The sequence below is a fragment of the Salinimicrobium sediminilitoris genome (assembly GCF_020866905.1).
Lineage (GTDB): Bacteria > Bacteroidota > Bacteroidia > Flavobacteriales > Flavobacteriaceae > Salinimicrobium > Salinimicrobium sediminilitoris.
In genome coordinates this window covers 164917-186716 of record NZ_JAIVCC010000013.1, presented here as the reverse complement: position 1 = coordinate 186716, position 21800 = coordinate 164917, and the positions used below count along the sequence as shown (strand labels likewise).

The 21800-nt window shown below is 42.4% G+C and carries 12 protein-coding genes; 9 read left to right on the top strand and 3 right to left on the bottom strand.

What is annotated here, in order from left to right; translation table 11 throughout:
- Positions 1-74: 74 nt before the first annotated feature.
- Together LA313_RS12140 and LA313_RS12135 are read right to left on the bottom strand one after the other, a co-directional pair.
- Positions 75-2051, bottom strand: coding sequence for a DUF2779 domain-containing protein (locus tag LA313_RS12140; protein ID WP_228915336.1), 1977 nt, complete (start codon positions 2049-2051; stop codon positions 75-77).
- A gap of 771 nt (positions 2052-2822) precedes the next feature.
- Positions 2823-3227: a hypothetical protein gene (locus LA313_RS12135; RefSeq protein WP_228915334.1), complete on the bottom strand. Its 405-nt coding sequence runs from the start codon at positions 3225-3227 to the stop codon at positions 2823-2825.
- Between the two features lie 345 nt (positions 3228-3572).
- Between LA313_RS12135 and LA313_RS12130 the strand changes: the two genes are divergently transcribed.
- From LA313_RS12130 to LA313_RS12120, 3 genes are all read left to right on the top strand, one after another.
- Positions 3573-4202 (top strand): thioredoxin family protein, encoded by a 630-nt coding sequence (locus LA313_RS12130; protein WP_228915328.1) that lies wholly within the window; start codon positions 3573-3575, stop codon positions 4200-4202.
- Between the two features lie 864 nt (positions 4203-5066).
- Positions 5067-5552 (top strand): SRPBCC family protein, encoded by a 486-nt coding sequence (locus LA313_RS12125; protein WP_228915326.1) that lies wholly within the window; start codon positions 5067-5069, stop codon positions 5550-5552.
- A gap of 634 nt (positions 5553-6186) precedes the next feature.
- Positions 6187-7893: a DUF4960 domain-containing protein gene (locus LA313_RS12120; RefSeq protein ID WP_228915324.1), complete on the top strand. Its 1707-nt coding sequence runs from the start codon at positions 6187-6189 to the stop codon at positions 7891-7893.
- Positions 7894-8055: 162 nt separating this feature from the next.
- Here the strand turns inward: LA313_RS12120 and LA313_RS12115 are convergent, their stop codons facing one another.
- Complete coding sequence (locus tag LA313_RS12115; protein ID WP_228915322.1) at positions 8056-10716, bottom strand: substrate-binding domain-containing protein; 2661 nt, start codon at positions 10714-10716, stop codon at positions 8056-8058.
- 285 nt (positions 10717-11001) lie between these two features.
- Here LA313_RS12115 and LA313_RS12110 point away from each other — a divergent pair, with 285 nt between their 5' ends.
- Genes LA313_RS12110 through LA313_RS12085 form a run of 6 tightly spaced genes read left to right on the top strand, consistent with a single transcriptional unit; the run spans position 11002 to position 21780 of the window.
- Positions 11002-14019, top strand: coding sequence for a SusC/RagA family TonB-linked outer membrane protein (locus LA313_RS12110; protein ID WP_228915320.1), 3018 nt, complete (start codon positions 11002-11004; stop codon positions 14017-14019).
- Positions 14020-14033: 14 nt separating this feature from the next.
- A complete protein-coding gene (locus LA313_RS12105) occupies positions 14034-15719 on the top strand; it encodes a RagB/SusD family nutrient uptake outer membrane protein (RefSeq protein WP_228915318.1) in 1686 nt (561 codons plus the stop codon).
- A gap of 2 nt (positions 15720-15721) precedes the next feature.
- Positions 15722-17260, top strand: coding sequence for a glycoside hydrolase family 32 protein (locus LA313_RS12100; RefSeq protein ID WP_228915316.1), 1539 nt, complete (start codon positions 15722-15724; stop codon positions 17258-17260).
- A 4-nt stretch (positions 17261-17264) separates the two neighbouring features.
- Entirely contained in the window at positions 17265-19496 is a 2232-nt protein-coding gene (locus tag LA313_RS12095; RefSeq protein ID WP_228915313.1) for a GH32 C-terminal domain-containing protein, read from the top strand.
- Positions 19497-19503: 7 nt separating this feature from the next.
- Entirely contained in the window at positions 19504-20859 is a 1356-nt protein-coding gene (locus LA313_RS12090) for a sugar porter family MFS transporter (RefSeq protein ID WP_228915307.1), read from the top strand.
- 12 nt (positions 20860-20871) lie between these two features.
- Positions 20872-21780, top strand: coding sequence for a carbohydrate kinase family protein (locus tag LA313_RS12085; protein WP_228915306.1), 909 nt, complete (start codon positions 20872-20874; stop codon positions 21778-21780).
- Positions 21781-21800: the final 20 nt, after the last annotated feature.

Below are 21800 nucleotides of genomic sequence, written 5' to 3'. Positions count from 1 at the left end.
TTTACGATCAATTTTCGATAGGCCGGAGGGAATTCGGGAATTGGTCATTTTCGAGGATACAGTTTAATTAGTTTCTATTTTAGATTTTTGATCTGCTCCTTAAAAAACTCCACGATCATCACCATGGCCAAAGTGTCCAGTTCGCAGTACTTCAGCAGGGAATTCTTTAACTCCAGGCGCTCTTCAAGGGGCATATCGGTGTACTGCAATTTCCCATAGGCGGTAAGGGCCGCGCCACCATCGGCTATAGATTCCATTTCAGAAACCGTGGCGTCCAGCTCTTCCTCGCTCCAGTCCTCGAACAAAGCAGGTAACATCTTGTACGGACTCAGCGGTTGCCCGTCTTTGAACTGCAGCCAGTGATGTGAGGGATCGAAATTTTTAGAGCTGATCCCGTTATCACTTAGCGGACGGGAATATTTTTCCTGTAGAAAAGGGGAGGAGTTGAGCACCGCGGGCAGAACAGCTTTAATGGAATTTGAGCCTTTGGTGTGCGGATCGTAATAATACTGCTTAACCAGGTCCCACAGGTCTATCATATCACGATCGCCCTTCCATTTTTCGGCGCTGCCACCGGTGGAATGGGTGATGCTTTTGATGAAATCCTGCAGCTCTTTTTTGTCCGGTTCTGTTGATTCTTCCAGCTGCACGTAAATGGCATTCAGAATAGTATTCTCGTGCGGGGCATACCTGAAGATGCTGCCGTTGTTCTTTGACAGCGCTTTTTGCAGCTCCCTTACAAATTCAAAGTTTGGGAATTTTCCCGGTTCGAAATTGATGTATTCAGTTTCGTGTTCCACTTTTCCGGTTTCATCCATGGTGTGATGGGAGAACTGAAAGGTCACCTGTTCGTATGGATGCAGGCCTTTATTAAAAGGCAGGGCCGCTGCGCTGGTCTCAAAGTCGATGAAATTCAGCGGATATTTCCAGGTGGACATTTCGGCTGCCAATTCTTCCCGCAGGATCAAAGCCTGCTTATCTCCATTTACTGCTTTTTCTATCTGCACCCATTGTCGTTCTGAAGCGGAGATCTTTCCGGCTTCGGGTTTGATGTTGAGATCGGTCTCTTCCAGATCTTCCAGCAGGATCTTGCCCTCCTCAAAAAGTTTATTTCCGGCCCTGAAATTCCATACCTCGTAAATATTGGGTTTTGAAAAATGAGTTTCGGTCCAGTCGTAGGCGTTGGTCCAGCATTCTTTATAGCCCGATCTTTTACCATCGGCTTCCTGTTCTTCCGTAGCCCTGAATTCGCAGGCCTTGCAAGAAGAGAAGGAGGGAGGAAAGGCATAAAATTCATCTTTCTCATAAGAGGAAGCGAATTTGGAAATACATTCTGCAAATTTTAGATCTTCATAGATCCTGTACCTGCCGCTTTCGATACCGGCGATCTCGTCATCCACTTTTATTTTTCCCAGCACACTATTACCGATCTGTTCCAGGGAATCGATTTTTTTGACGATGCCGGTCCGGTTATTAGAATTTTTTGTCACCCTAAAAAGCTGATTGAGTCCGTCGATCTCCGCAGCTTTGGATTTGTCGGCCATCATCAGCCACGAACTGATCTTCCATTCCGGCCGACACTTCTGCATCACATATTTCTGAAAGGCCACATCGAAAAGATAAGGTTTCCACCCGCTGTTCATGCCGCCTCTCTTGCCTATAAAAAGATTTTCATCTTCAGGATCAAAGGACTTCGCCTTGACTTCAATGAGCTGCACCTTGTTTCCCTGCTTTACCAGGATATCGGTGCGAATGAAAAGGTTTTCAAATCTAAAAGCTGCTTCAAAGATCACCACATTCTCCCGTTTCAGCAGCTTGTTCGTTTCATTGACGAGCCAGGTGTAATCACCGTCATTGCCTTCTATTAAAATCCCCTCCGGATATTCCAGCCTTGCCAGTTCCTCTACCTGGAAGCCACCCTGCGCCAAAGCTTCCAAAAAAGCATCTTCTTTTTTAGCATTGGCATATTCCTCTTTGCGGGTATAGTAGAGTTTGTTTGGACATTCCAGTGCCAGTTTAAAGCGGGATTTGGTGAGGAGACGTGGTTGCATGGTGGTGTTTTTTTGCTTTGTATTGCAAGATAAGAGGAAGAGGCGACAAATAGTGTCGCTTTGGAATGTTTAAGGTTTAAGGAATAAGGTTTAATTGAGGAAACCGGGCATTTATGCAGTGTGCAGTGCGCAGAGATAAGTAGGCAGTAAGCGTTTAGTGCTTAATGTTTAGTAATCAGTTCAACCGGTAAAATGTCTTGGTTCCTGGCTCTTTTATGATTGGCGGCAGGAGGTGTACTTCTACCTTCGTACTTCTAATTTCGTACTTTATTACACTTCGACTATTCCTTCCTGCGGTCGGGCTCAGTGTGACAGTGGGGATCTAACTTCGTAATTCTAAAATCGTAATTCTTTTATAATTTCGTTATCTCCCTTCGGTCGTTAATAATTCGCCTTGTTTCATGATTGCTCATTTTTTTGCTTGTCCAAAAAAACGAACCAAAAAAAGGACACTTTTTTGATAGGTGTTTCCAATTTTGCTCAGGCAAAATTAGAACCGTGCTCCCACGGCTAAATTTTCTCCAAGGCTTCAAAAATTTTTAACGCCGTGGGAGCACTACACTTACAAAAAAGACACTAAACAATGAAGAAATGAAAAATTAAAGGTTCTTTGCCTAAGCTAGAGTATTTCTTCCAGGGTCTCGCAAAGTCATGTTTACAGAAAGGAAGCATTTCTTAGTGCTAGTTGGTTCCCAAGGCATAACTCTGAACTCATAACTCATCACTAAATTTCTAACTTCGTACATCCAAAATCGTATTTCTCTCACAACCTTACCTCGTGTTTTGCTTTCTCACCTTCAGGAAAACATAGCCAAAAAACAGTCCGAATAACAGGTCATTAAGTCCGTAAATGCTGAAAAATAATCCGGCAAAAGTATCCTGCTCATACAAGTTGCTGAGGGAGTTTGAAAAAAGCCATTTTAACCATACGATGACGTAGAGCAATTTTTCGATTACAAAAACAGCAAGTAACCAGGGTACAGAAGCATAGGAGTGACGCACGGAAATATAGGCCAGTCCCCACAGTATTATGGAAATGAGGCCAAAATATCCCATAACCTCGGGCTGTGCTGCCATTAATTCTTCATTGGTGAAGAACTTTGAGAAGATAAGCACCCCCAGAATATTACTGAGTCCCGCAAAGAGAAAGACGCGGGAAATGGTTTTCGATTTCATATGGAGGTTTTATTGGATTCTGTATGAAGGTAGTTATAATCTTAAAATGAAATTCAGATAGCGGTAGGTGCTTTTAAATTATGCAGTGCGCAGAGATAAGTAGGCAGTAATTGTTTAGTGCTCAGTGTTCAGTGTTCAGTAAGCAGTTTAACCCAAATAGTCTTGCTTCCTGGTTATTGGTTCTTGGCTGGATGTGATAAGAAATTTTGACAAATCACTCCACCCCAATTAACCAGTGATCCAATCCCTAATTAACCATTCCCTAATTAACCATTACCAAACCTGAGTAGGATCATATCTTCCCTTAAAAGAGAACAATATTTTTGCATTTTAAAATTTATCCTTATGATAGAAAAACTGGCTCAAGGTCTGGAAGGCTCGATGACCTACACAGAATATATGGACCTCATGAATAAGCTGGTGCTTACCGAAAGCACTACAGGAGAAATTGATCAGGACCGGGTTGAGTTTACTGCTCTGAACTATAAACGTTCCCTGCGGCTGAATAAAACCATTCAGCTTTCGGAAATCGAAACCTCTCTTTTTAAAGGTGTTGGAATTAAACAGATCTGGCTGCTCATTACGGAATCCTGGTGTGGAGACGCGGCCCAAACGCTGCCGGTGCTCAACAAACTTGCAGAGGCTTCAGAAAATATTGAACTCAGGGTTGTTTTGAGAGATGAGTACCCGGAACTAATGGACCATTTCCTTACCAATGGCACCCGCTCCATTCCAAAGCTCATTATAATGAATCCCCACCTGGAGGTGATGGCCACCTGGGGGCCACGAACGGCTGCAGCTACTAAATTGGTGACCGACTATAAAGAGAAATTCGGCAAGATCGACGCCCAGTTTAAAACCCTGCTGCAAATTTGGTACAATAAGGACAAAGGAAAGAATATCATCAACGAACTTGGAGTAGTAGTACAACAGCTGGAAAAGCAGGAAAGGATTTTGGCTGAGGACCGGGTTTAAGTTAAGCTCTTGACTCTTTTGTGATTGACAGAAGAAGGTGTACTTCTAGCCTCGTATTTCTAATTCCGTACTTCACACCACTTCGATCTTTCCTCCCTGCAGTCGGGCTCAGTGTGACACTGGGATCTAACTTCGTACTTCTAATCTCGTACTTCAAAAGAGATTCTTCTGTTCTTTTTCCTGTGCATTCCTCTCCCTGCGGTCGTCGGATGCAGGCAAAGAACCAATCCCTAAACGTCGGGACTAGGCTTACGAAACCTGGCCTAAATTTTTCGTTTGCTGCCTAAATATTAGGAACTCGCGAGAAATTAAATTTAAAAAAGAATAAGTCGTTTCGCTCAAACAGCCTAAAATTTTGCGGCAGTTTCACTTCAAATTATACGGCAAACTTTCGGTAGGCCGGAGGGAATCCGTTTTCATTTTTCGAATTTAAGGCAGGTGCTCTAACTTCGTACTTCTAATTTCGTACTTTATTACACTTCGACTTTTCCTCCCTGCAGTCGGGCTCGGTGTGACACAGGGATAGGCTGTCAGGCTCAGCCGCCGGGAGGCGAGTAGTCGAAGCCGTTTTTTAAAGAGAATTTTTGTTGACGAGCACTTCGACTTTTCCTCCCTGCGGTCGGGCTCAGTGTGACAATGGGATCTAACTTCGTGCTTCTAATCTCGTACTTCAAAAGAGATTCTTCGCTTCGCTGCACTACGCTCTTAATGACAGGGCTTTTTTTATAGGCAGTGCGCAGGGGTTAGTTGGCAGTAAGTGTTTAGTGTTCAGTAATCAGTTCAACCGGCAAAAAATCTTGATTCCTGGCTCTTGGCTCTTTTTTAAAAACCGTATTTTTAAGAGACGAAACAATATTTAATGTTATGCCGGTAATAAGGTTGAAAACATATATAAAAGCTGAGCAGAAAATTGTATTTGATCTCTCCAGGAGCATTGACTTTCAATCGGAGATCAATAGATCGTCAGATGAAAGAGCAGTTGCAGGCAGGACCAGCGGATTAATTGGCCTGAATGAAACTGTTACCTGGAAGGGGAAACACCTTGGGGTAGTGCAAAGTCTCACTACCAGAGTTACAGAATTCGACAGACCCAATTTTTTTGCAGATGAAATGGTGAAAGGTGCGTTTAAAAGTTTTAGGCATGAACATTATTTCTCTACTTCGAATGGAGGAACAATTATGAAAGATGTGTTTAAATTCCAGGCTCCGCTAGGCATTTTAGGTGAATTGGCAAATAAATTATTCCTCAGAAGCTATATGACCAGGTTTTTAAAGGGGCGGAATAAGGTTCTTAAAGATTATGCAGAAAGTGGCAAATGGCGGGAAGTTTTAAAGGAAAGTGACTGGTGATCAGAAAACAGTATGCAGTGCGCGGGGGGTGGGTAGGCAGTGCGGAATAATGTTAAAGGCTAGTGGTTGATGAATGAACATTAAATCAAAATTAATTTATTTTTCTATTAGCAGGTTCTGTTCTTTTCAGCTCCCTTTAGGGTTGGGGAAAAATGAAAAAGAACAGTGGAATAAATAAATAAAAAATGCAGTGCGCAGGGGGTGGGTAGGCAGTAAGTTTTTAGTGATTAGTGATCGGTAATTAGTTCAACCGGCAAAAAGTCTTGGTTCTTGATTCTTGGCTCTTGGCTCTTGACTCTTGACTCTTGACTCTTGATTCTTGATTCTTGGCTCTTCTAAAAGACAAACAGAACTTCACAAGTTTACTTCTACCTTCGTACTTCTAAAATCTTACTTCGTTTTAGAATTGCTCGGAATTGTTCAAAATATACTTCATAAAATGTTTTAATTATTTCATGATTAAACAGAATAGACAAAATCCGAAACTTAATTTTTGAGGGTAAATATCTGTAATTCAGAAGTTATTTCTGTAAAAGCGTGTAAAAACTATTTTCTCTACCGCTTTTGAACAATTTTACCCCCTTCAAAAGTGGCCAGAACAGGTAATTTTAAAGCAAATTCAAAACAATAAATCATGATCAAAAAATTAAACATGAAAGTCATTGCTGTGTTGGCAATGTTCAGTTTCATAATTGTCGGCATCGTTTCCTGTGAAACAGATGATTTTGCAGAGGTTCCTGCAACCCCTTATATCTCGCAATTTGCTATTACTTCACCTATTAATGCCACTGCTTCTATTGATGAGGAAGCGAAAACGATTGAAGTAACCGTGCCACAGGATACAGACCTTAGTAATGTTGTTGTGGATTTCACTACTTCTGAAGGTGCTACTGTGGATCCAGAGCCGGGTTCAACTGTAGATTTTTCTGCAGGACATGTCAACTTCCATGTATCTAAAGGATTTAAAACAGTGAATTATGAGGTAAACGTTTACAAAGCGGGTGTGCCGAAACTTTCGGCCTTCAGGATCATCGAACCTGTGCAGGAAGTCGGTACTGTGAACCAAACTCTTAAGAAAGCTTCAGCTAAAGTGCCTATAGGAACAGACCTTTCTGCTCTTACTGTCGAATTTGATACCAACGAAGGTGCGACTGTGAGCCCGGAATCTGGTTCAATTATCGACTTTTCCAATGGCCCGGTAGCAGTGACCGTGAGCTATTTTGGAGCCACAACTACCTATGAGGTAAGCGTACAGGAAAGAGCTGAGCCTACCATTAACAGCTTTAGCATTACTTCTCCTGTGGAAGCAAATGGTAGCATTGACCAGGAAAATAAAAGAGTCACTGTCTCTGTCCCTGGAGGAACCGATCTAAGCGCTGTTGAAGTAAATCTAGCTTTGCCTAACGGTGCCACTGTTACTCCAACTGCCAATGGGGTGGTAGATTTCAGCAATGGTCCTGTTACCTTCACTGTTACACTTAACAATAATTCTGTAGATTATGTGGTTACAGTCACAGAGCCTCAAATAATCGCATTTTTGGGAAGTGCAGCGAGTATATCAGCCCTTTCTGAAGCTGATACTAAAGCAGCTGCCGAATTTTTAAGATCTTATTACGGAGAAAATTTCATTTACCTTGAGAATGGAAACTTCACCGCCGAAGATCTTGAGCCGGTACAGGTAGTTGTTTATTACTATGACAATACCGGAAGTTTTGACAACCCCGATGGCAGCCTTACTGCAGCTTCTATTACCGCGCTTACCAATTATGTTAAGAACGGGGGAAATATGTTCCTTGGCGGTTTTGGAACCAGGATCATAGATGATCTTGGCCGTATTCCTTACGAACCGGGTATTGCAGGGAATGGTGCAGGGGGACCAAACCCAGACAACTGGGGTATGAACACAACCACCGGCTTACCTACAGATGTTATGAGTCATCCTGCCATGCAGGGGCTTAGTTTAACCGACGAGATAGTGCCGGGGGAATCCATTGGTCATAACTTCGTGCCTTTTATCAATCCCGGGTACAAGGAAGATCATAATTCTATGTGGGACCTTGGAGCTGTTCCCGAGCTTACCGAGCCTCATGCGAGCGTTGCCCGTGGAGCAGAATTTGAGGAGTTGACCACCTCAAGGATCCTGGGAACCTGGCAGCATGTAACCGATCTTTGCTGTATAGCCGCCATTGAATTCCTGCCAACTGCAACTTACGAAGGTAGAATTATAGCTATTGGTATCGCAGCTTATGAGTGGGAAATGAACGATGGAAGGACTAATGAATTCCAGGCCAACGTGGAGAATTTTACTACCAACAGCATTAATTATATGATGAACAACTAATTGGAATAGTCACCCGATAGTATTGGGCTGTCTAAAAAGCTTATAAACCGTCATTCTGAATTTATTTCAGAATTTTTGAACTAATTATCAGGTTTCATTAGAACCTGAAACAGGTTGAGGTAGACGTAAAAAAGCATTTTAGACAGCCTTTTTATTTTTGAACTACTGGAACTTTTTTCGGTATTCTGAAGGATAGATCTTGAATTCTTTTAAAAAACATTTGGTAAAGTATTTTACATCAGAAAATCCGGAGAGATAAGCGACTTCAGAAATGGTATTGTCCGATTTCAGGATGACCTGCGAAGCGTATTCCAGTTTAATTTTCCGCAGGTAATTAACAGGGGATAATCCCGTTACATCCTTTACCTTACGATAAAATTTTGAGCGGGACATTCCCACCTTTTTAACCACCTCATCGATCTTAAAATCCTGATTGGTAATATTTTCATACACAATTTCTTTAATTTCATTCAGGAAGGCAGAATCCTTGTCTCCCGTACTTTCCAAAGCATCAATAGGGACTTTTCCTTGTGAGGCCGATCGTTTTTCCAGTAGATTTCGCACTCTTGCCTTAAGGGTTTCAGGATTAAAAGGTTTGGTGATATAATCATCTGCCCCAATCTTATATCCACGAATGATCGATTCATCACTACTCACCGCCGAGAGAAGGATCAAAGGAATTCCCATAGTAACGGGATTAGAAAAGACCTTTTGAGAGAATTCTATCCCATCCATATTTGGCATTAGCAAATCACTAATGATGAGGTCGGGATTGTGATAACAGGCTTTCTCATAACCGTCAAGCCCATCCACTGCTTCTATGACTTTATACTCTCCGCGTAGGATGTCTTTTATCCTTTCCCTAATCTGCTGAGTATCTTCGACCACCAGGATCTTTTGCTTTAAGTTCCCGGCATTTTCTATTGTTTCTGAAACGTCGATCGTCTTAACGGATTTTTGCCTTAGGGGAATGGTGATAGTGAAGACAGAGCCTTCGCCTTCTACACTCTCTACTTCGATATTTCCCTCATGCATAAGAATAAGGTTCATACTGAAGTCGAGTCCTATGCCCGAAGAATCTTCGGAGAAATCTGAAATAGAAGAATGCTCAAAACGCTCAAAAATCTTACTTTTTTCATTTTCAGGAATTCCAATCCCGGTATCTGTAACTTTGATCTTCACCAGGTCTTCCTCTTTAAAAAGCTCAATTTTCACTTTTCCTTTTTCGGTATATTTTATGGCGTTGTGTACGATGTTGGTGAGGATCTTATCCATAATATCACGATCAAATTCGCAATGTATGTGGGGGGTATTTACCTCGAGGGATAATCCCTTACTTTCGGCTGTAGGTCGCAGGTTTTCGGCTATTTCATTAATCAGATGCGAAATATTTCCATACTCAAAACTCACGGGATAGTCGGGATTTTCAACTTTTTGGAAGTGAAGTAACTGGTTAAGGGTCTTCGTAAGTTTCGTTACGTTATTTCTTAGGTGGTGTACTGTGGAATCTGTGGAATTAAGTTTGTCGATATCCAGTTTGAGTACAGTAAGCAAAGTTTTAAACTCATGGGATATATTGGTGAAGAAATTCGTTTTCACCTCTGTTAACTCCTCCATCTTCCTTACTGCTGTCAACAAATGATCCCTCTGTTGTCTTATATACTGGTTCTGGTTATCAATAACCTGTTGTTTTTCAAGCAGAAGTTTGTTTGCCCTGTTTTTGTGGTAAAAGAAGTAAAATATCACCCCCGATATGAGCAACAGTAATAAGATAAGGACCAGGGAAAGAGATATTACATTGGTTTGTTTTTCAATATTCAGGTTTAGATCGTCATTCCTTTCAATAAGATTACGAAGTTTTTCCTTTTGTTCCTGGAGGCGTATGCCTTCGTAAAAAAGAGTTTCGGCGTTGCGGGAATCTATAGGCAAAGTATTAAGGTAATTGTATTTATCCACTTTGTTTCCTGCCAGGGCATTAAGTGCAGTTCTCACCGCCAGGTCACCTCCTGTAGGATAGGAAATTGTGCCGTCTATTTGCTTTTCGAGGATCATGGGAACTCCTCCATTGGTAGTAATAAGCCCATCCACTCCCAGGATGAGCGGATTTTTGGAATATTTTCTCGTGACCAGATAAGCCGCATGGGCCATTTCATCATTATGGGCAAAAATAAGATCGTAATCTATATTTGAAGATTTGAAGAGGCTGTCTAACTTGCGGTAGGCAGTTTGCTTATGCCAGTCGGCTTTAAGAATATCTACAACATGTGTAGAGTTGTTATTTATGTTTTGGTTAAACCCATTGAGCCTTTGTTCAGCAGGGGAGGACCCTGGCAATCCTGTTACCTGTAGGATTTTGGCGGTATCAATACCTCTTTGCTCCAGCTTGTTAAGTGCCATTGTTCCTGCCGAAATTCCCACCTCAAAATTATTACCCCCAATAAAAGCAGTAAAGTCATTGGAATTGATGTTCCTGTCAACTACTATAACCGGAATTCCTTTTTTATAGGTACGGGAGACAACATCTGTTAGGGGTGCAGCCTCGTTAGGGGAGACAATAAGTACATCGACATCCTGTGCGATGAGTTCCTCAATTTGTTCTACCTGTTTTTGATTGTTTCCGTTGGCAGAGCGATAGAGGACATTGATATTTTTGTCATCCAGTAAATTGGCTTCGGTAAAAACTTCCGAATTCATTACCTGCCGCCACGCATCATCAGATAGACATTGGGAAAAGCCTATGGTGATCTCCTCTTTTTCTGAAGTAGAACATCCTGAGAAAATGAAGCCAAAAAAGAGAAAAATTATGTATTTGATTATTTGCATGAAGGTATTTTTACAAATCTTAATAAAGATATAATATAACCGGTCGCTAAATGTCAAGTTTTAAAGGGAGTACCAATTGGTCACCCCAAAAATACCAAAACAACCCCCGCATAAACAAGCAGCTAGTCTTAAATTGCTCCTGCTTTTGAGACTATTTGCTCATCAAAACAAAACGTTAAACCGACTGCAAAGATCACTCTGATTTTTATGTTCAGAAAACGTTTGAGAAAAAACAAATGACGAATAAATATCAATAAGCCAAAGAGAATAACTTAAATATCTTTTATGAAATTCAAAGCATTTATACTGTGTTTCTTTTTACCTTTTATTTCCTGGGCACAGCAGATGGAGGTAAGTGGTACTGTGATCTCGGCCGAAGATAATATGCCTCTTCCCGGGGTGAATATTTTTGTCCAGGGCACAAGCAAGGGTACCGTAACAGATTTTGACGGGAATTATAGCCTGGAAAATGTAGAACCCGGTGCAACCCTGGTCTTTAGTTATATTGGATTTGAGACAAGGGAAGAGCCGGTTGGAGGACGTTCCCGGATCGATGTTTCCCTCACGGCCGACACCGAAATGTTGAGTGAGGTGGTCATCACCGGTTATCAGCAAATACAACGAGAGAATTATACCGGTGCGGTTAGCGTGGTGGAAATGGATGAGGTGGCAAAACAATCCAACACGAACATTCTTCAGGCGCTTGAAGGAAGGGTGTCTGGTCTTAGAGTCGCTACAGATGGTTCCCCCGGTGGTGGTGCCGGCATCAGGCTGAGAGGAATTACCAATAGTGATACAACTAATGATTCCCCTCTTTTTGTAATTGATGGGGTTCCTACGCAATCTGGGTTGAATACTTTAAATCCAAATGACATTGCCGAGATACAGGTGTTAAAAGACGGGGCTTCGGCTTCCATATACGGAGCCAGGGCTTCGGGGGGTGTAATAGTGATTAGGACCAAGAAAGGAAAGGGGGAACAATTGAATTTCACCTTTAATACCTTTAGCAGTCTCAGTTTTTTGCGAGACGATGTAGATGTACTCGACGCTTTTCAATGGTCCCAGGTGTATTGGCAGGCCCAAAGAAACGATGGGGCAACACCGAGCCATCCTCAATACGGAAACGGATTAGAGCCCGAATTTCCCGATTTCATTGATGAAGATGGACTGGTTCCTGCAGGAAACACAAACTGGCAGAATGAAATTTATCGTACAGGTATTAAACAATATTATGATATAGGTTTATCTAAAGGTTTTGAGGACGGGCAGATCTTTGCCAGTGCTTCCTATACAGATGTTGAGGGTACTATGAAGTACACCAATTACCAGAGGTTGACAGTGAGAATGAACTCAGATTTTACCCTTTTTGACAGGTTGAAAATTTCTGAAAACCTGAGCGTGGTAAACCAAAGAGAGATCAATTCTAATGTTGCGGGTACTGCTATAAGCCAGCATCCATTGATCCCGGTATATGATTCTCAGGGCGATTTTGCGGGTCCGTATGATGGGCTGGGAGATCAAACCAACCCTTTAGCTACTCTATATAGAAACAGAAATAATCAAAACAAAGGCTGGAGGATCTTTGGAAGCGCGATAGCAGAATTAGATCTTTTTGAGGGGCTAAAATTTACTTCCCGATACACTGTAGACTACGGGAATAACTACGGCAGGAACTATGCTCCTGTAATTACCGAAGGTTATTTTGGAGAGGTGGAACAGGAAAGTAGCCTTACCACATATTCAAATTATGGAATCGAGCAGACTTTCAATAATTTCCTTACCTATGAAAACGAGTTCGGGGACCATGGCTTCAATTTACTGGCAGGGATGGAAAGGGTGAAATATGAGAATGAATTTTTTGATGCCCGCCGGGAAGGGTATATTCTTGATGATCCAAACTACACCTATCTTTCTTCAGGCTCGGGAGAGCAATTCAACGCCGGGGGTGGCCTGGAGTGGAGGTTGCAGTCATACTTTGGTAAACTGGATTATGATTACGATGATAAATATCTTCTTTCAGGAACTTTGCGTTATGATGAGTCTTCAAGGTTCCCGGGTAACGAAGGGGATTTTTTTCCGGCAGTTTCTGCAGGATGGAACATTCATAATGAAGATTTCTTTCCCGAAGAAAATACGTTTAGCAGAGCCCGATTACGCGGTAGCTGGGGTGTAACCGGAAATCAGAATTCCGGTTACACTTATCCCTCTTATAACCTTTTTGGATATCGTGTAGATTACTCGCCTTATCCTCTAAGTGGCCAAAATTCCGGCACCCTTGAACAAGGTTTTAACCTGGTGCAACGCGGGATCACAGGGATCACCTGGGAAACCACGACCGACTATAATGCAGGATTTGATCTTGGATTCCTTAATAACCGAATTCTTATTTCTGCAGATTACTTTATCAAGGAAACTGAAAATATTCTACTGTTCCAGAAATTACCCGGAACAGCTAATGTGGAGGCAGGAGATCCTCTTTCCAACGCAGGAACATTTGAAACTAAAGGCTGGGATGCCAGTATTCATTACCAAAATGATGCTTCCACGAAATTTCAGTTTTCCCTCGATGCCCAGTTCTCCGGCTTCGTGAACGAAGTTACCGAAATTGACAATGGGGAATCCTACTTCTTTGACAGTCCTGTAAGGGGCATGCTAAACAATCCATATCGCAAATTCTATGGATATGTAGCCGATGGCCTCTTTAGAACAGAAGAAGAGATTGACAGGCACGCCATTCAACCCGGTGCAGGTTTGGGAAGAATAAGATATGCCGATATAAACGAAGACGGGGTGATCAATGCCCAGGACCGAACCTTTATAGGAGATTTTTATCCGGACTTCGCCTATGGTTTTAATTTTAATGCAGAGTATAAAAACTTTGATCTGGCGATGAACTTCTCGGGGGAATATGGAAAAGATCTTTACAATGGCATTAGAGGGAATGAATTCACCTATGGTACGGGCAACTGGTCTACCGCAGTACTTGACGCCTGGTCCCCGGATAATTTTGATTCTAATATTCCAGCGGTGAACCTCACCAATCCAAATGATGAGTTAAGGGCCTCAAGTTATTTCATTGAAGATGCTTCTTACCTAAAGCTGCAGAGCCTCACGTTTGGATATAATTTAGATGCTAATTACCTGGAAAGGATCAGGATGAAAAGCCTTAGGTTATACCTGCAGGGAGAGAATTTATTCACCATCACCGATTATTCTGGTCTGGACCCGGAACTGGAAGGAGTTAGCGGGGCGATCTATCCTATCCCACGTGTGTTCACTATAGGGTTAAACTTACAATTCTAAAAAAAATGTTCAGTATGAAGTCAATACATAAAATTACCGGCCTCTTTATCTTTTTTGCGGTAGCTACGGCATGTACGAAAGATTATATAGATGTGGAGCCAAAAGGTACTGTAGAGTATGAACAGTTGATCACTCCAGATGGGGTTGAAGGTCTTGTTACGGCAGCTTACTCCGGTCTTGACCTTAGTTTTGCCATCCTTAACAGCAACAATGCTACAGGGGGTACAAATCTTTATGGAAATACTACCTTTTTGCATTCTCCAACCAACTGGGGCTTTGGGGATATTCGCTCTGATGATACTTACAAAGGAGGTGGTGGAACTGCCGATATTATCGAGCTTCACCAAATAGAGACCGGGAATATCACTTCTGAAAATGGCCTTTTAGAAAGGAAATGGATTGCCATGTATGCTGCAATAGGCAGAACCAATGAAGCCCTTTATGCGTTGGATCTTATTTCTGAAGAGGAGTTCCCAGCAAAGCAAACCCGTATGGCAGAGATGCGCCTGTTGAGAGGACACTTCTATTTCGAGATGAAGAAGCTCTTCCGCACTTTCCCTTATATCGATACTTTTATAACAGTAGAGGAATCCTATGAGATCACCAATGACCTTTCTGAAGCCCAGCTTTGGGCAGAGATCGAAGAAGACTTCCTTTTTGCAAAGGAACACCTTCCTCAAAGTCAGCCGCAGGAAGGAAGGGTAGACAAAGATGTAGCTATAGCTTACCTGGCTAAAACATATATTTTCACAGAAGAATGGGAGAAAGTAATGGCCGAAACAGAACTACTAATGGATAGTTATTCTTTACTGGAAAGCTATGAGCAACAATATGCTGTAGAAAATGAACATGGTCCCGGGATGATCTGGGCCATAGAACATTCTATAGATGATAATTCGGCTTTTGGACAGATCAATTGGGGAAATCTTCTAAACGTACCCCGCGGACCTTATGGCGGAGACGGATTTCACCGTCCCAGCCAGAATGTTGTAAATGCCTTTAAGGTAGATGCCAATGGTTTGCCCCTGCTGGACAATTTTAACGATTCTAATGTAAATGAAACCTCCTTTGTAGATCCCCGTTTGGATCATTCTATAGGTCGTCCCGGGATTCCATGGCTGGATATGGGAGAGTATGAAGCCAATTGGGCAAGGGAAGCTAATATTTACGGCCCTTATGCCATTAAAAAGAACCTGCTTTCGGTAAACGATGAGCATGCTACCGACGGTTGGCCCTGGGGAGGCTCAGCGCTAAACTGGCCAATCATTAAATATTCCGATGTGTTATTGTGGAGAGCCGAAGCAGCCATTATGCTTGGAAATCTTGAAACAGGAAGAGAATTGATCAACCAAATTCGCCAAAGAGCTGCCAATTCTAATGTGGTGCTAACTGAGGAGGGAGAACCTGCTGCAAACTACAATATTGGCTTATATGATAATTTTCCAAACCGGGAATACGCGCTGAAAGCTTTACGTATGGAACGCCGCCTGGAGCTTGCCTTTGAAGGTCATAGATTCTTTGATCTTGTAAGATGGGGGATATCTGGTGAAGTTCTTAACGAGTACTTTCAGGAAGAGCAGGATGAAAGAGGTTATTTGTCGGGAGCACAATTTCTTGAACCGAGACATAATTATCTCCCAATTCCGCAGAGACAAATAGACCTTGCAGGAGGAATTTACACACAAGACCCAAATTATTAAGAATGAAGAAGATTAGTTTTATAGGTATTTTAATCAGCTTGTTTTTGGCAGGCTGCGGTGAAAAAAAAGAAGCGACTGAAATGGCGGCCGCAGAACCTGAGCTTATGGACGAACAGTTTAGGCCACAATACCATTTTACCCCAAAGGAAAAATGGATGAATGACCCAAATGGTCTGGTTTATCAAAATGGGAAATACCATTTGTTCTATCAATATTATCCAGATGATATTGTATGGGGGCCAATGCACTGGGGTCACGCCACGAGTGAAGACCTTATAGACTGGGATCACCGGCCCATAGCGCTATATCCTGATAGCCTTGGATATATTTTTTCCGGAAGTGCAGTTATTGATAAAGATAATACTGCCGGGTTTGGGGAGAATGCCATGGTGGCCATCTTTACCTATCACAATCCCAATATGGAAAAAGAAGGCCGTGAGGATTTCCAGTACCAGGGAATCGCCTATAGCCTGGATGAGGGAAAGACCTGGACCAAATATTCAGGAAACCCTGTCCTGCCAAACCTGGGTGTTCGGGATTTCAGAGACCCAAAGGTATTTCATGATCCTATCACAAATAATTGGAAAATGATCATCGCAGCCGGAGATCATCTACAGCTGTTTTCTTCAGATGATCTTAAGAGCTGGGATAAAGTAAGTGATTTTAAAGATCCTGTTGACGAGCCGGTGGGAGTCTGGGAATGCCCCGATCTGTTTCCACTGCAGGTAGATGGAACCGGGGAAGAGAAATGGGTAATGATCATAAGCCATAATCCCGGAGCGCCAAATGGAGGCTCGGGCACCAGATACTTCATTGGAGATTATGATGGAAAGAATTTCACTACAGACCAGACAGAGAACCAATGGTTAGATTACGGAACAGATAACTATGCCGGTGTAACCTTTAATAATACCCCCGATGGGAAAAGAATTTTTATAGGCTGGATGAGCAATTGGGATTATGCTACCCAAACACCCACAGAAACCTGGCGCAGTGCAATGACGCTTCCCAGAGAGCTTGAATTGAAAAAAAATGAAAATGGTTATTTCCTGGCTTCTTTTCCGGTAGAACAGCTTTCAAAAATTAGTGAGCAGGAATTTTCAGAAGCAAGAGTAAACCTTCAGGAAAATTTTACTAAAGAATTTGATTTTTCACAGGCAAAAGTCTCTTTTCAGTTTGAAGGAGCACCCAGCGACTTTGAAATCGAATTTAAGAATGACAGCGGAGAAAAATATTTGATTGGATATGACGCCACTGGAAGCACCATCTACACAGATAGAAGGGAAGCAGGGAAAAATGAGTTCAATGAGAAATTTGACGCCCGCGTGCAGCAAATGGATGTAACGGGGCTTGAAAATGCCATTTTTGACATCTACCTGGATCGTTCTTCGGTTGAACTTTTTATTGACCAGGGAAGGTACTCCATGACAAACCAGATCTTTCCTTCAAAACCACTTTCTCAAATGACCATAAGGTCAAAGGAGGGAAGCATCCTAAAGGATGTGAAAATAAGCAGCATAAAAAGTATTTGGAAAATTTAAGATTATGAAAAAACTAAGATTTATAATTCCGGTTTTTGTGATGGCCTTTATATCGGTGCATTGCAGCAATGATGACCTGGAAGTGCCACGGGATACTTTGAATGAAGGAGGTTTTGAAACTCTGTACAGTTTCGGCTTTAATGAGGAGAGCGGACTTTCCACTTCAGAAGGAGAGACCGGAACAGAATTTACTATTTCTGCTACCGGAAATGAAGTTAACAGGATGCAGGGTGTTGATGGTAATGCTCTGTTTTTTGATGGCTTATCAACTACCGTAAGCGGGGAATTACCTACTATGGAGCTTCCTCAAGGCCTGCTTACAATATCACTCTGGACTGCCGTGAAATCTTATCCTATAGGCACTGCGGGAATGGTCACCTTGATGAGCCAGGGAGGTAATACAGGTGCAGTTGTTGGATTAAATAAATTTGGAAGGGTAGTGGTCCAGCTTTATGTCAATGGAGCTTTGCAAACCACTGTAGCCAGTACTAAATCAATTCCAAGACACCAGTGGAGCCATATTACAGTATCTATAGACACCAAAAGAGGTGTAGTTACTACTTATCTCAATAAAGAAAGGATTGCAGAGAACAATACTGCAACAGGCTTAATAACCTGGCCCGAAGGAAATACCCAGGTTTTCATTGGAAAAAATGCCTTTGGTGAAAAAATGGGGCAGTTTGATATTGACTACTTCAGCGGAGCCCTGGATGAGATCAGGATCATTAAAGGTCGTCCCGGGGTAGCTGATGTATCTACACTATTCTCAGCAGTGAACCCACCTGCAACAGTAGATTTTAATACTGAATTTGAATTTTTAGCCGAAGATACCAACAGGCCCATATATCATCCAATTCCGGATTACGGATGGACCAATGAGCCAAATGGACTGATGTACTATAAAGGAGAGTATCACATGTTTTATCAGAAAAACGATGTATTCCTTGGAATTGCGCAGCAAAACTGGGGCCATATGAAGAGTCAGGATCTTGTGACCTGGGAAGACCTCAACAATGTTTTATGGCCAACTTCCAATCCTTATGACAACTTTGGAGCCTGGGCAGGAGATGCTACGGTAGATGATGATGGGAATCCTGTAATTGTCTATACGGGGGTGAACGGGGTAAAGGCCAGCATTGCCCTGGCAGTGAGTTTTGACGATATGCAAACTTTTGAAAAATTTGAGCAAAACCCTGTTATCGCAGGTCGTCCGTCAGATGTTAATCTGGACTTCAGAGACCCTTTTATTTGGAAAGAGGGTAATACGTGGTATATGATCGTGGGGGCAGGAATTGGAGGAGTTGGTGGAAATACCGTGCTCTACGCCTCAAATGATCTCTACAACTGGGATGACAGCTACCAGGGAGTTTTCTTTCAGGGTCAGATGGCCGAGGGGGAAGGAGAATTCTGGGAAGTTCCTATTGTTCACAAATTTCCAAATGGAAAATATTTGTTCCTGGTGCAAAAAACGCCAGATCACACCAGCCCCGCCCGAACTTTTTACTGGATTGGAGATTTCAATGGACAGGAATTTATTCCCGATCACCAGGAAGCTAAAGATTTTGAAGTGGTTAACGGCTTCCTTTCTCCCACTGTTACTGTAGATGCCCAGGGAAGAACAACAGCTATAGGGATCATTCCCGATGAGGTAAGTCCTGGTTTCCAGCAACAGGCCGGGTGGGCACATCTATTTAGTCTTCCACAGGTTTGGGAACTGAATGCTAATAACAAATTGAAAATAACACCCCATCCAAATGTTTCAGAATACCGTGGGGAAATGAGGGAATACAGCAGTATCTCCCTAACTCCCGAAGAAGGAAATTACCTGAACGAGAGCGGTAGACATTATGAATTAAACGCAACTCTTAACACAGGTTCAGCTGAAAAAGTTGGCTTTGTTTTAGGCCGGTCAGATGATGGTGCCGAGCAGTTGAAAGTCTACTATGACGTTGCAGCCCAGGAATGGGTGATTGATGCTTCTCAATCTTCTTTGGCTGAAGGTGCGAGAAAGGATATTCGACGGGGTTCCTATCCTGTTGCTGCCGGGGAGAACGTTGATGTAAGGATCTTTGTGGATGGATCTGTCCTGGAAGTATTCATCAATGGAGAAGACCACTTCACCGGAAGATTCTTTCCAACCTTGCCTTCGGCTGATGGTATTGAATTATTCGTGGAAGGTGGTAATGCCACTGCCGAAAATGTAAAAATATGGGAGATGCAATCTTCCACAAATTAGATCTTGAATGAATTCATCTAAATTATATTACTGGTCAATTGTTGTTGCGCTTGCCGGATTCCTTTTTGGGTTTGACACCGTAGTTATTTCGGGAGCAGATAAGCAACTACAGGCGCTGTGGGGAACCTCCGATCTTTTTCATGGACTTGTGGTAATGTCCATGGCCCTATGGGGGACAGTATTGGGAGCTATTTTTGGATCTTTCCCAACTAACAAATTCGGAAGAAAACACACACTTATAGGCATAGGGATCCTGTATTTCATCTCGGCTGTGGGTTCTGCATATGCGAATGATCCCTACTTATTCGCATTTTTCAGATTTCTGGGAGGGATAGGGGTTGGAGTCTCTACTATTGCGGCTCCATCCTACGTCTCAGAAATTGCACCGGCGGCTAAAAGAGGTCGTCTGGTTGCGCTCTACCAATTCAATATTGTATTCGGGATCCTAATTGCCTATCTATCAAACTTCCTTTTGAAAGACATGGGAGAACAAGCCTGGAGATGGATGATAGGAGTAGAGGCTTTTCCTGCCTTAATTTATACCATTCTTGTTTTCACAGTACCCGAAAGTCCGCGCTGGTTGATCATTTACCGTAATAAAGCCAAAAAGGCCAAAGAAATACTTGAGTTGATCTATCCTCTTAAAGATGCAGAAACCGAATTAGCCATAATTGTAAGGGATCATGAAAAGGAAAGCCGGCAGAAAAGCAGCATTTTTCAGCCAAAATATTCCTTCCCTCTTATGCTGGCTTTCTTTATCGCCTTTTTTAACCAATTTTCGGGGATCAACGCCTTCCTATACTATGCGCCCCGAATATTTGAAATGTCGGGTCTTGAAGAATCATCGGCTCTACTAAGCAGCGTTGGGATAGGTGTAATAAACCTCATTTTTACTCTTATTGGCGTAGCTCTCATTGATAAAATGGGAAGAAAGAAATTGATGTATATAGGATCCGTAGGTTATATAATTTCCCTGGGACTTGTAACCCTGGCCTTTCAACAAAGTTGGCCGGGAATGTATGTGCCTGTGTTTTTCTTTTTATTCATTGCCTCTCACGCTATTGGACAGGGAGCAGTGATATGGGTGTTTATTTCTGAAATTTTCCCCAACCACCTGCGCGCCAACGGGCAATCATTTGGTTCTTCGGTACACTGGGTGCTGGCTGCATTAATACCCTCATTTATTCCTTTTCTTTTTGATACCATTGGAGCTCCGGTGGTATTTGGAATATTCACTTTTATGATGGTATTGCAGTTATTATGGGTTAAATTTTACATGCCCGAAACTAAAGGACAGGAGCTGGAGTTTCTTTCAGAGAATATTTCAGGTAGTCGAAAAAAAGCAATGGTAGAACAGCATTAGATTTAAAGAAGAATGTCAAAAGTTATAAAAGCCGTTTGTTTTGGAGAGGTGCTCATGGATGTCTTTCCCGATGAGGAGAGAATAGGTGGCGCTCCGTTAAATGTTGCTGCCCGGTTGAGCAGCCTTGGAATAAATACCCAGATGGTAAGTAAAATAGGGACCGATAAAAAAGGGGAGCAAATAATCGCATTTTTGAAAGAGCAGGGAGTGGAGACTTCCAATGTTCTCAGGGATCCTAAATACCCAACCGGGGTGGTGAATGTAAGTCTTTCCAAAAGCGGATCGGCCACCTATGAGATCGCCTACCCGGCCGCCTGGGATAAAATAGAATTAACTCCCAAAAACCTGGAAGCTGCAAAAGAATCTGATCTTTTCATCTTCGGAAGTTTAGTGTGCCGGGATGAGGTAAGCAGAAACAGCCTTTTTGAACTGCTTGAAAAAGCAAAATATAAGGTCCTGGATTTTAATCTAAGGCCTCCGTATTATACCAGAGAACTTTTATGTGACCTCATCAATAAAGCCGATTTCATTAAGTTCAATGATGACGAGCTTTTTGAGATTGCGGAAATCCTTGGATCTTCTTTTCATTCTCTCGAACAAAATCTTATGTATATAGCAGAGAATTCTTCAGCAAAGACTATCTGTGTTACCAAAGGAAGACATGGTGCAGTTCTGTACCGGGATGGAAAATTGGTGTACAACAGCGGATTCAAAATTGAGGTTAAAGACACAGTAGGTGCCGGGGATTCTTTTATGGCCGGACTGCTGGCTAAAATCTTTCAGGGAGAAAATTCGCAGAATGCCCTCGATTTTGCCTGTGCCCTAGGGGCACTGGTAGCAGGGGAGAAAGGAGCCAATCCAAGGTTGGATCCGAAAAAGGTCAAAGAATTTATTTATGCCCCGGGTTTTACCTGGAGGTAATTTTTCTCTTCTTAATGAGA